This window comes from Pseudomonas sp. NPDC089569 (assembly GCF_050280625.1).
Taxonomy (GTDB): domain Bacteria; phylum Pseudomonadota; class Gammaproteobacteria; order Pseudomonadales; family Pseudomonadaceae; genus Aquipseudomonas.
Window position 1 is genome coordinate 1 of record NZ_JBNNVQ010000153.1, and the last position, 9,968, is coordinate 9,968.

Consider the following 9,968-nt stretch of genomic DNA (forward strand, 5'->3'; position numbering starts at 1 on the left):
CAGTAAGAACCTCCGACTATTTTACAGGGCGGCCCTCGAGGCTATAATCAAAGAAAACTTTAACTGCTAAACCGGAAACAGTAAAGCGCGACAGGTTCGTCGTCGACGCTGCTGGTCAGACCCTGGGTCGTCTGGCCACCGAAATCGCGAGCCGTCTGCGTGGCAAGCACAAAGCTGAGTACACTCCTCACGTTGACACCGGCGACTACATCGTCGTGATCAACGCTGAGCAAGTACGTGTTACCGGTGCCAAAACCACCGACAAAATGTACTACTCCCACTCCGGTTTCCCGGGCGGCATCAAGTCGATCAACTTTGAAAAGCTGATCGCCAAGGCCCCTGAGCGCGTGATCGAGACCGCGGTAAAAGGCATGCTGCCTAAGAACCCGCTGGGTCGCGACATGTACCGTAAGCTGAAAGTCTATGCGGGCGCTGTACACCCTCATACTGCTCAGCAGCCCCAAGAACTGAAGATTTAACGGAATAGTTCATTATGTCGGCGACTCAAAACTACGGCACTGGCCGTCGCAAGACCGCAACCGCACGCGTTTTCCTGCGTCCGGGCACTGGTAACATCTCCATCAACAACCGTTCGCTGGATACTTTCTTCGGCCGTGAAACTGCCCGCATGGTAGTTCGTCAGCCGCTGGAACTGACCGAGACCGTCGAGAAGTTCGACATCTACGTCACCGTGATCGGCGGTGGTGTAAGTGGTCAAGCTGGCGCCATTCGCCACGGTATCACCCGCGCTCTGATGGACTACGACGAGACTCTGCGCAGCACTCTGCGTAAAGCCGGTTACGTAACCCGCGACGCACGTGAAGTTGAACGTAAGAAAGTCGGTCTGCGCAAAGCGCGTAAGCGTCCGCAGTACTCGAAGCGTTAATTCGTTTCTTCGTTCGAAAAAGAACGCCCAGTTTCCTCACGGAGCTGGGCGTTTTTTTGTGCGTGCGATTTATCAAAGAATTGCGCTGTGACAACTTGCCACGTCCGTAGAGGCCCTATACTACAAGGCCTAGAGGTGGTGCTCCGGGGCAATTACCTTGTCAGAATTGGGGCTTTTCATTACCATTCGGCAAAATTTTTATAAGTACATAGTTTTATTTAGTAGATGCCTGATTTAACAGGCCACAAAGCTGATGGGAGAGGACTGAATGAGCAATGACGGCGTGAATGCAGGCCGGCGTCGCTTCCTGGTTGCAGCCACATCCGTGGTGGGTGCTGCAGGAGCGGTGGGGGCTGCGGTCCCGTTCGTGGGGTCATGGTTTCCCAGTGCCAAGGCAAAAGCCGCAGGTGCACCGGTGAAAGTGAATGTCAGCAAAATCGAGCCAGGTCAGCAGATGATTGCTGAGTGGCGTGGTCAGCCGGTATTCATCGTCCGCCGTACACAGGAAATCCTGGGGAATCTGAAAAAGATCGAGGGCCAGTTGTCTGACCCGACCTCCAAGAACTCGACTCAACCGACCTATGTCGATCCGGAAACCCGTTCGATCAAGCCAGAGGTTCTGCTGCTGATCGGTATCTGTACGCACCTGGGTTGCTCGCCGACGTTCCGTCCTGAAGTGGCACCTGCTGATCTGGGCAAGGACTGGGTAGGGGGGTATTTCTGCCCTTGCCACGGTTCCCACTACGACCTGGCTGGCCGCGTCTTCAAGGCGCAACCCGCGCCTTTGAACCTGCCAGTTCCCCCGCATTCCTATGAGACCGATGACATTATCGTCATTGGCGTCGATACGGAGAAAGCGTGATGAGCAAGTTCATGGATTGGGTTGATGCACGCTTTCCCGCAACCAAAATGTGGGAAGACCATCTCAGCAAGTATTACGCACCAAAAAACTTCAACTTCTTCTACTTTTTCGGCTCTCTGGCGCTGCTCGTTCTGGTCAACCAGATCGTTACCGGCGTCTGGCTGACAATGAGCTACACCCCGTCGGCGGAAGAGGCATTCGCCTCCGTCGAATACATCATGCGTGACGTCGAGTACGGCTCGATTCTGCGTCTGCTGCACTCCACCGGCGCTTCGGCGTTCTTCATCGTGGTCTATCTGCACATGTTCCGTGGCTTGCTCTACGGTTCCTATCAGAAGCCCCGTGAGCTGGTGTGGGTGTTCGGCATGCTGATCTACCTGGCGCTGATGGCGGAAGCCTTCATGGGTTACCTGTTGCCGTGGGGGCAGATGTCCTACTGGGGCGCCCAGGTAATCATCTCGCTGTTCGGTGCAATCCCGGTCATCGGTAACGACCTGACCCAGTGGATTCGTGGTGACTACCTGATTTCCGGTATCACCCTGAACCGCTTCTTTGCCCTGCATGTGGTTGCCTTGCCGATCGTGATTCTCGGCCTGGTGGTGCTGCACATCCTGGCGCTGCACGAGGTTGGCTCGAACAACCCGGACGGCGTGGACATCAAGAAGCACAAGGACGAAAACGGCGTACCACTGGACGGCATTGCCTTCCACCCGTACTACACCGTGAAAGACATCGTCGGTGTGGTGGTGTTCCTGTTCATCTTCTGTTCGATCGTGTTCTTCTTCCCGGAAATGGGCGGGTACTTCCTCGAGAAGCCGAACTTCGAAGTGGCGAACGCCTTCAAGACCCCGGAACATATCGCTCCGGTCTGGTACTTCACCCCGTTCTACGCGATCTTGCGTGCCGTTCCGGACAAGCTCTTTGGCGTAATCGCCATGGGTGCGGCCATTGCGGTGCTGTTCGTCCTGCCGTGGCTGGACCGCAGTCCGGTCAAGTCGATGCGCTACAAAGGCTGGCTGAGCAAGATCTGGCTGTGGGTGTTCTGCATTGCGTTCGTGATCCTGGGCGTGCTGGGCGTTCTGGCACCGACTCCGGAGCGCACGCTGCTGTCGCAGGTTTGTACATTCCTGTACTTCGCCTACTTCATTCTGATGCCGTTCTATACAAGGCTCGAGAAGACCAAACCGGTTCCGGAAAGGGTGACTGGCTGATGAAAAAGCTATTTGCAGTATTGATGCTTGCTGCGCTGCCAGTATTCGCTTTTGCAGCAGAACACGGTGGCCCGGAACTCGAAAAAATCGATATCGACGTCTCCGACAAGGCGGCCATGCAGGATGGTGCGCGTACGTTCGCCAACTATTGCATGGGTTGCCATAGCGCCAAATTCCAGCGCTACGAGCGCGTTGCCGACGACCTGGGTATTCCTCACGAGCTGATGCTCGAGAAGCTGGTGTTCACCGGCGCCAAGATCGGCGATCACATGAGCGTCGGCATGCAGCCGGCCGATGCCAAGACCTGGTTCGGTGCGGCGCCACCGGACTTGACGCTGGTTGCTCGTGTTCGTGGTACTGACTGGCTATACGGCTACCTGAGGTCGTTCTATGAGGATCCTTCACGTCCGTGGGGTGTGAACAACAAGGTCTTCCCGAACGTCGGCATGCCTAACGTCCTGGTGGGCCTGCAAGGTCGCCAGGTCGTTGGCTGCAAGCAGGTTCAAATCGTCGAGGACGGAAAGAAGCAATACGATCCGTTGACCGGTACGGCACTGACTCATGAAGCGTGCGATCAATTGACCATCGTGCCCAAGAGCGGTTCTCTGACCGAAGAGCAGTTCGATGAGAAGGTCAAGAATCTGGTAACCTTCCTGGCTTACTCGGCTAACCCGGTTAAGTTGCAACATCAGCGCATCGGTACCTATGTATTGCTGTACCTGGCGTTCTTCTTCGTATTCGCTTACTTGCTCAAGCGTGAATACTGGAAAGACGTGCACTGATAAAGCTTCAAGCTATTGCTGTTAATCGCGCGCGCCCAAGGGCGTCTCTGATGGTGTAACGAACCTGGTCAGCCAGGTGTTACGGGAGACGTCCTCTGGGCGCGCTCGTTTTTCCGCTTTCGATCATTTTTACAAGCGAGGAGGATCGCCATGGGCGTGACCAATCGGTTGGCCTGTTACTCCGACCCCGCCGACCACTATTCCCACCGAGTGCGAATCGTACTGGCAGAGAAGGGTGTCAGCGCCGAGATCATCTACGTGGAAGCTGGCCGCCAGCCGCCTAAACTGATCGAAGTGAATCCTTACGGCAGTTTGCCCACCCTGGTCGATCGTGACCTGGCATTGTGGGAGTCTACGGTTGTAATGGAGTATCTGGATGAGCGTTACCCGCATCCGCCACTGCTGCCGGTTTATCCAGTGGCGCGTGCCAATAGTCGGCTGCTGATGCATCGCATCCAGCGAGACTGGTGCGGTCTGGTGGATCAGATTCTGGATTCGCGGACCAAGGAGGCGGCTCGCGCCGTGGCGCGTAAAGAGCTGCGCGAAAGCCTGACGGGTGTGTCGCCATTGTTTGCCGACAAGCCGTTTTTCCTCAGTGAGGAACAAAGCCTGGTGGATTGCTGCCTATTGCCAATATTGTGGCGATTGCCGATTCTGGGTATAGAACTGCCGCGGCCTGCCAAGCCGCTGCTTGATTATATGGAGCGCCAGTTTGCGCGCGAGGCTTTCCAGGCGAGTCTGTCTGGCGTCGAACGCGAAATGCGCTAAGGCTTAAGGAGCCGCTATGAACTCCAGTCGACCTTATCTGGTCCGCGCGCTCTATGAGTGGATTGTGGACAATGACTGCACCCCGCACATGCTGGTCAATTCCGAGTATCCATCGGTGCAGGTGCCGCAGGGTTTTGCCAGTGACGGGCAAATCGTCCTGAACGTATCGCCACAAGCAGTGCGTCATCTGCATATGGACAACGAGGCGGTGAGCTTCGAAGGTCGCTTTGGTGGTGTGCCACACACGCTTTACGTGCCTATTGCTTCGATCCTGGGTATCTACGCCCGGGAAAACGGTCAGGGAATGGTGTTTGATCTGGAGGCGCCCATGGAAGATGAGGGTGAGATCGAGCCGGATGACGATATCCCGCCGCCGGACAGCGAGCCGCCTCGCCCCAGTGGCCGGCCAAGCCTGAAAGTGGTGAAATGAAAAAGGGCGATCCGCAAGGATCGCCCTTTTTTATTTCTTGTAGGAGCCAGCGGTGCGGCGATCCGACTTGCCGGCGAAGGCGTCCTCGAAATCGCTTTCGCCGGCAAGCCTGGCTCCTACGGGGTGAAGGGGGCCCTTGAAATCGCCTTCGCCGGCGAGCCTGGCTCCTACAGCGAAGACGTCCTTGAGATCGCCTTCGCCGGCAAGCCTGGCTCCTACGGGGGGGGCGAAGGCGATTTCAGAATCACCAACGCCGACGAACCTCAGTCGATGTACTCGAACAGCTTCACGATCTTCTGCACGCCCGAAACGCCCTGCACCAGGTTGGTCGCCTGGGCGGCTTCCTGCTTGGTCAGCAGGCCTAGCAGGTAGACGATGCCGTTTTCGGTGACAACCTTGATGCGCGAACCGGGGATGTTCGGGTCGGTGAGCATCTGGGTCTTGATCTTGGACGTCAGCCAGGTGTCGTTCTGGCGGGCAAGGAAGCCCGAAGGCGGCAGAATCTGCAGTTCGTTGTGCACGGTCTTTACGCGCTGAACGGCGGCGGCAGCCTGTTCGGCCTTGGCCTTGAGGTCGGCTCGCGGTGTTTGACCGGCAAGCAGCACCACGCCGTTGAAGCTGGTGACGACGATGTGAGAGTCGTTGTCCAGGGCAGGGTCGGCTTTGGCGATATTCACGCCAACCTTGGTATCGATCAGGGAATCGTCGATCTTGCTGCCGAGGGTACGAGTGCCGCGATCATCTTCGATCGGTGCTTCGCGACTGGCGTTTACCACCGAAGTGCAACCGCTGATGCCGAGGCACAGGGTCAGGGCCAGTAGGCCGAGGCGATTAGGGGTCATTCTTCACTCCCGAACAGTTGGCTGTCGATCAAGTCGCAAAGGCAATGGATCGCCAGCAGGTGGACTTCCTGAATGCGTGCGGTGACGCTGGCCGGTACGCGAATCTCCACGTCCTCGGGCAATAGCAGCGACGCCATGCCGCCGCCATCGCGACCGGTCAAAGCTACGACAATCATTTCGCGATCATGTGCGGCCTGGATCGCTTGAATGATGTTTGCCGAGTTGCCGCTGGTGGAAATCGCCAGCAGTACATCGCCCGGTTGGCCAAGGGCGCGGATCTGCTTGGAGAAAACCTCGTTATAGCTGTAGTCATTGGCGATCGAGGTGATTGTCGAGCTGTCGGTGGTCAGGGCTATGGCGGGCAGGCTCGGGCGCTCACGCTCGAACCGGTTGAGCAGCTCGGACGAAAAGTGCTGGGCGTCGCCAGCAGAGCCGCCGTTGCCGCAGGAAAGCATTTTGCCTTCGTTGAGCAAGGCGTTGACCATGACCTGGCTGGCTTGCTCGATGTGCGGTGCAAGTACTTCCATCGCCTGTTGCTTGGCGTCGATACTGGCCTGAAAAAGCTGGCGAATTCGCGATTGCATGTCCATCAGTGTGACCTTAATGAGCGCGGCTTTCCGGCACGTGAAAGTGCAGCCCGCAAAACAAAGAGCAAAAGTATTGAGTGTTGTCCGGTTCGTGGTGCAGGCAATCAGCAGTCGAAGGCATTCTGTAACCAGTTCAGCTGATCGAGATCGCTATCAATGGCGACCACGTCGAAACGGCAAGGGGAATTGGCCCAGCGTGACTCGCGCTGAAGAAAAAACTGCGCGGCAAAAATCAGCTTCTGCCGTTTGCGCTCATCGATGCTATCGAGCGCGCCACCCCATTGAGTGTTCTTTCTGTAACGAACTTCAACGAATACTACTGTATCGCCGTCCAGCATGACCAGATCAAGCTCGCCGCGTTTACACAACCAGTTCTGCGCCAGCAGGCGCAGACCTTGTTGCTGAAGATGCTCGAGCGCCTGGCGCTCGGCATCCTTGCCACGTTGCTGGCGTGACCTGTCAGGCATCAGCGTGAGCTGTCCGGCAGTCGCTGAACCTGGCCATTGACGAATTGCGCCCAAGGCAACTGCCGGACGACGCGCTGGTTCTGGGTCATGCCCAGGCTGCCCGACAGGCCTTCGATGCGGCTGTCCGGCAGGGCCTTGAGTTGTCCCAGGCGTGGTGCCAGGCGATACGCGTCGACACCCATTGCGTACAGGCGACCCAGGCTGCTGGCCGCTTGCGGCCATTGCGCGGTGACCTGTTTGCGCAGCGGATCGTTGGCGTCCAGCAGCCATGGGGTTTCGCAGAAGCGAATGCCGTTCATGTCGTTGTACTGGTTCACATCGCCACTGGCGCTGAATACATGGGATGTGGCGTAAACCGGAACATCGCCCGCGTATTGGAAGTTCAGAGTCGGTTTGATCTGCTGGGCCTGTTGCGGTGTCGCGGCCAGGAAGATGAACTCGATGTCCTGACGGCGGGAAGGCTGGGCGGTGACCTGCGAGCCTACGGTGCTTTGCAGGCTCTTGGCGCGACCTTCACTCTGGCGCAGCTGGAACATGTCGGCAATCTGTTGGGCCAATTGAACGGGTTGGTCAACGCGTTCGGTGGCGACGATGCTGCCGCCGTTGGCTTGCCAGTCCTGGCTGAAGGCTCGAAGTACGCGGTCGCCCCATTCGCCTTTCGGCACCATGATGGCGGCACGATGCAGGCCGTCGGCACGCGCGCGACGGGAAACCTCGCGGGCTTCGTCCTCGGCGGCAAGACCAAACTGGAACAGTTGCGCCGGACCTTGTTCGCCTTCGCTGTAGTTCAGTGCCAGGGTGGTGATCGGCAGTTGCGGGCGAGTGCTCAGTTGTTTGACCAGTGGTTTTTCCAGTGGGCCGACGACCAGTTGTACGCCATCGGCCTGGGCCTTGCGGTAGAACTCGTCGAGGGAGGTCAGGCGGGAACTGTCGTAGAACTCGATGGCTGGAGGCTTCTGCCCGGCCTGTTGTGCCTGGTAGTGCGCGGCCATGAAGCCTTCACGCAGTGCTTTGCCGACCGAGGCCAGGGGGCCATCCTGAGGCAGCAGCAGGGCAATCTTGCTCAATGGCTGGCCGGCCAGCTCCTTGAGTTTGGTCAATGGCAGCGGCAGTTGAACGGCCGCTGGGTGTTTGGGGTTCTGTGCGCGCCAGTTGTCGATGGCGGCCTGCTGTTGTTCAACTGTCGCGGCGGTTTTCACTGCCAGTGCCAGACCCATCCAGCCGCCGAGTACATCGGTATTGTTCGGCTGCAATTGATCGGTCGGCAGCGAGGCGACCAGCGCCCAGATCGCTTCGTGGTTTTTGCTGGCGGCGTCACCGCTCAACATCGGCGCGATGAAGATGCGTTCGCGAGCGGCGGCCAGAGTCTGGCCATCGGCTTCAAGGGCGCGTGCGTGGACGGTACCGGTGCGGACCTGCTGCTCCTGTGGCAGCTCGCCGAGGCGTTGCATGCTTGGATGGCTCAGGGCGGTCAGGGCAGCTTTCGGCTGGTTGCGGGTCATGGCCAGTTCAGCGGACAGCGTGCTGGCGAAAACCTGTTGGCCGGGTTTGAGTTGCTCCACGGGTACCTGTTGCAGGATCTGCGCGGATTGAGCGGCGTTACCCTGGTGGTACGCAAGGTCTGCCGCGCTCAGGCGCAGCAGGGCCGCATCTTCCGGCGATTTGCTTTGGGCGGCTTTCTCGAGCAATTGCTCGATACTGGCATCCGGGGTCCGTGGAAGTTCGCCAAGGCTGGAGGAAGGCGAGCTGGCGCAAGCCGCCAGCAAGGCAGCGAGGCAGAGGGCAGTGAACAGCCGCAGGCAAGCGATCATGTAGTGTTCCTGATACTCGATCAAATTAGCGTGGAATTGTACCCAAGCGCTGGCCGGGGCGCGATGTTGCTGGCGTGAATCGATCAATTTAGCTGGTGCAAATGTTGCTTTGCGGCACAAAAAGCCATGAAACCGAGTGAGGCTTGCGCACATCGCCGGCCGCTCTACGCGTTACAATGCCGGCTTTATCGATCATGAGGTGTGCGCTTTGACTGTTCCGGGTGCTTTGAATTCCGCTGTGGGCTCGCTTTATGTGGTGGCGACGCCCATCGGCAACCTGGACGACATCAGTGCGCGTGCGCTGAAGATCCTGCGCGAGGTTGCATTGATCGCCGCCGAAGACACCCGCCATTCCCAGCGCTTGCTGCAGCACTTTGGCATTTCTACGCCGTTGGCGGCCTGTCATGAGCACAATGAGCGCGATGAGGGCAGTCGCTTCATTACCCGGCTGTTGGCCGGAGATGATGTCGCGCTGATATCTGATGCGGGCACGCCGCTGATATCCGATCCGGGTTATCACTTGGTGCGTCAGGCTCGCGCGGCCGGGGTCAATGTCGTTCCGGTGCCCGGCGCCTGTGCCCTGATTGCTGCATTGTCTGCGGCAGGGTTGCCGTCGGACCGTTTCATCTTCGAAGGTTTTTTGCCGGCCAAGGCGGTCGGAAGGCGTGCTCGTCTGGAATCGATAAAAGAGGAGCCGCGCACGCTGATCTTTTATGAAGCTCCGCACCGTATTCTTGAATGTCTGCAGGACATGGAGCTGGTGTTCGGCGCCGAGCGCCCGGCCTTGCTGGCGCGCGAGCTGACCAAGACATTCGAAACCCTCAAGGGGCTGCCGCTGGCCGAGTTGCGCCGGTTTGTTGAGTCCGACAGCAACCAGCAGCGAGGCGAGTGCGTGGTGCTGGTGGCGGGCTGGTCGGCGCCCGAAGGTGAGGAGGCCGTCAGCAGCGAGGCGTTGCGCATTCTCGATCTATTGCTCGAAGAAATGCCGCTCAAGCGGGCTGCGGCACTGGCGGCGCAAATTACCGGTGAGCGCAAGAACGTTCTGTATCAGCTCGCGCTGGATAAACAGAAGGGCGAGTGAAACCCGGCATGCCGACATGCCTGGAGGCTTTTATCGCTTGTTCTTCGGGCGCTCTGCCGTTAACCTTCGCGGCGGAGAGTCGATCGGACAGTCGCTGCCCTCTATGAAAATTAGAGGGGGGAGGAAAGTCCGGGCTCCATAGGGCGAAGTGCCAGGTAACGCCTGGGAGGCGCGAGCCTACGGAAAGTGCCACAGAAAATAACCGCCTAAGCGCTTCGGCGCCGGTAAGGGTGAAAAGGTG

11 protein-coding genes, 1 other RNA gene and 1 pseudogene are annotated in these 9,968 nt (G+C 58.4%); 9 read left to right on the forward strand and 4 right to left on the reverse strand.

The annotated features are described in order from the left end of the window. Nucleotides 1-53 precede the first annotated feature (53 nt). From rplM to ACQKP2_RS30480, 7 genes and pseudogenes are all read left to right on the forward strand, one after another. Nucleotides 54-479: pseudogene (gene rplM / locus ACQKP2_RS30450) on the forward strand (50S ribosomal protein L13); the annotation flags it as partial. Nucleotides 480-493: 14 nt separating this feature from the next. Beyond that, nucleotides 494-886, forward strand: coding sequence for a 30S ribosomal protein S9 (rpsI, locus tag ACQKP2_RS30455; RefSeq protein WP_427582027.1), 393 nt, complete (start codon nt 494-496; stop codon nt 884-886). Nucleotides 887-1,154: 268 nt separating this feature from the next. After that, nucleotides 1,155-1,748, forward strand: coding sequence for a ubiquinol-cytochrome c reductase iron-sulfur subunit (gene petA, locus ACQKP2_RS30460; protein ID WP_427582028.1), 594 nt, complete (start codon nt 1,155-1,157; stop codon nt 1,746-1,748). Further along, on the forward strand, nt 1,748-2,959 hold the full coding sequence (locus tag ACQKP2_RS30465) for a cytochrome b (protein ID WP_427582029.1): 1,212 nt from the start codon (nt 1,748-1,750) through the stop codon (nt 2,957-2,959). The genes petA and ACQKP2_RS30465 overlap by 1 nt, the downstream gene beginning before the upstream one ends. Further along, nucleotides 2,959-3,741: a cytochrome c1 gene (locus ACQKP2_RS30470; RefSeq protein ID WP_427582030.1), complete on the forward strand. Its 783-nt coding sequence runs from the start codon at nt 2,959-2,961 to the stop codon at nt 3,739-3,741. Before ACQKP2_RS30465 ends, ACQKP2_RS30470 begins: the two co-directional genes overlap by 1 nt. A gap of 150 nt (nt 3,742-3,891) precedes the next feature. Continuing rightward, complete coding sequence (locus ACQKP2_RS30475; protein WP_427582031.1) at nt 3,892-4,509, forward strand: glutathione S-transferase N-terminal domain-containing protein; 618 nt, start codon at nt 3,892-3,894, stop codon at nt 4,507-4,509. 16 nt (nt 4,510-4,525) lie between these two features. Beyond that, the gene (locus ACQKP2_RS30480) at nt 4,526-4,939 is read left to right on the forward strand and encodes a ClpXP protease specificity-enhancing factor (protein ID WP_427582032.1); all 414 of its coding nucleotides are present in this window, start codon (nt 4,526-4,528) and stop codon (nt 4,937-4,939) included. Nucleotides 4,940-5,202: 263 nt separating this feature from the next. Here the strand turns inward: ACQKP2_RS30480 and ACQKP2_RS30485 are convergent, their stop codons facing one another. The 4 genes from ACQKP2_RS30485 to ACQKP2_RS30500 all read right to left on the reverse strand — a co-directional run bounded on the left by ACQKP2_RS30485 (nt 5,203) and on the right by ACQKP2_RS30500 (nt 8,646). Then, entirely contained in the window at nt 5,203-5,781 is a 579-nt protein-coding gene (locus ACQKP2_RS30485) for a BON domain-containing protein (protein ID WP_427582033.1), read from the reverse strand. Further along, a complete protein-coding gene (locus ACQKP2_RS30490; protein WP_427582034.1) occupies nt 5,778-6,371 on the reverse strand; it encodes a phosphoheptose isomerase in 594 nt (197 codons plus the stop codon). The genes ACQKP2_RS30485 and ACQKP2_RS30490 overlap by 4 nt, the downstream gene beginning before the upstream one ends. 101 nt (nt 6,372-6,472) lie before the next feature. Then, nucleotides 6,473-6,835, reverse strand: coding sequence for a YraN family protein (locus tag ACQKP2_RS30495; RefSeq protein ID WP_427582037.1), 363 nt, complete (start codon nt 6,833-6,835; stop codon nt 6,473-6,475). Next, nucleotides 6,835-8,646 carry a penicillin-binding protein activator gene (locus ACQKP2_RS30500; protein ID WP_427582035.1) on the reverse strand — a complete coding sequence of 604 codons (1,812 nt, stop codon included), beginning with the start codon at nt 8,644-8,646 and terminating at the stop codon, nt 6,835-6,837. The genes ACQKP2_RS30495 and ACQKP2_RS30500 overlap by 1 nt, the downstream gene beginning before the upstream one ends. Before the next feature lie 208 nt (nt 8,647-8,854). Between ACQKP2_RS30500 and rsmI the strand changes: the two genes are divergently transcribed. Together rsmI and rnpB are read left to right on the forward strand one after the other, a co-directional pair. Continuing rightward, nucleotides 8,855-9,727, forward strand: a complete 873-nt coding sequence (gene rsmI, locus ACQKP2_RS30505) for a 16S rRNA (cytidine(1402)-2'-O)-methyltransferase (protein ID WP_427582036.1) — start codon at nt 8,855-8,857, stop codon at nt 9,725-9,727. A gap of 75 nt (nt 9,728-9,802) precedes the next feature. Further along, nucleotides 9,803-9,968, forward strand: an RNA gene (rnpB, locus tag ACQKP2_RS30510) — RNase P RNA component class A; the annotation flags it as partial.

What these genes read in the sequence shown, in the direction of transcription:
- ACQKP2_RS30480 (WP_427582032.1), top strand. Translation starts at nt 4,526, where the DNA reads ATGAACTCCAGTCGACCTTATCTGGTCCGCGCGCTCTATGAGTGGATT.
- ACQKP2_RS30465 (WP_427582029.1), top strand. Translation starts at nt 1,748, where the DNA reads ATGAGCAAGTTCATGGATTGGGTTGATGCACGCTTTCCCGCAACCAAA.
- ACQKP2_RS30485 (WP_427582033.1), bottom strand. Translation starts at nt 5,781, where the DNA reads ATGACCCCTAATCGCCTCGGCCTACTGGCCCTGACCCTGTGCCTCGGC.
- petA (WP_427582028.1), top strand. Translation starts at nt 1,155, where the DNA reads ATGAGCAATGACGGCGTGAATGCAGGCCGGCGTCGCTTCCTGGTTGCA.
- ACQKP2_RS30490 (WP_427582034.1), bottom strand. Translation starts at nt 6,371, where the DNA reads ATGGACATGCAATCGCGAATTCGCCAGCTTTTTCAGGCCAGTATCGAC.
- ACQKP2_RS30475 (WP_427582031.1), top strand. Translation starts at nt 3,892, where the DNA reads ATGGGCGTGACCAATCGGTTGGCCTGTTACTCCGACCCCGCCGACCAC.
- ACQKP2_RS30470 (WP_427582030.1), top strand. Translation starts at nt 2,959, where the DNA reads ATGAAAAAGCTATTTGCAGTATTGATGCTTGCTGCGCTGCCAGTATTC.
- ACQKP2_RS30500 (WP_427582035.1), bottom strand. Translation starts at nt 8,646, where the DNA reads ATGATCGCTTGCCTGCGGCTGTTCACTGCCCTCTGCCTCGCTGCCTTG.
- rpsI (WP_427582027.1), top strand. Translation starts at nt 494, where the DNA reads ATGTCGGCGACTCAAAACTACGGCACTGGCCGTCGCAAGACCGCAACC.
- ACQKP2_RS30495 (WP_427582037.1), bottom strand. Translation starts at nt 6,835, where the DNA reads ATGCCTGACAGGTCACGCCAGCAACGTGGCAAGGATGCCGAGCGCCAG.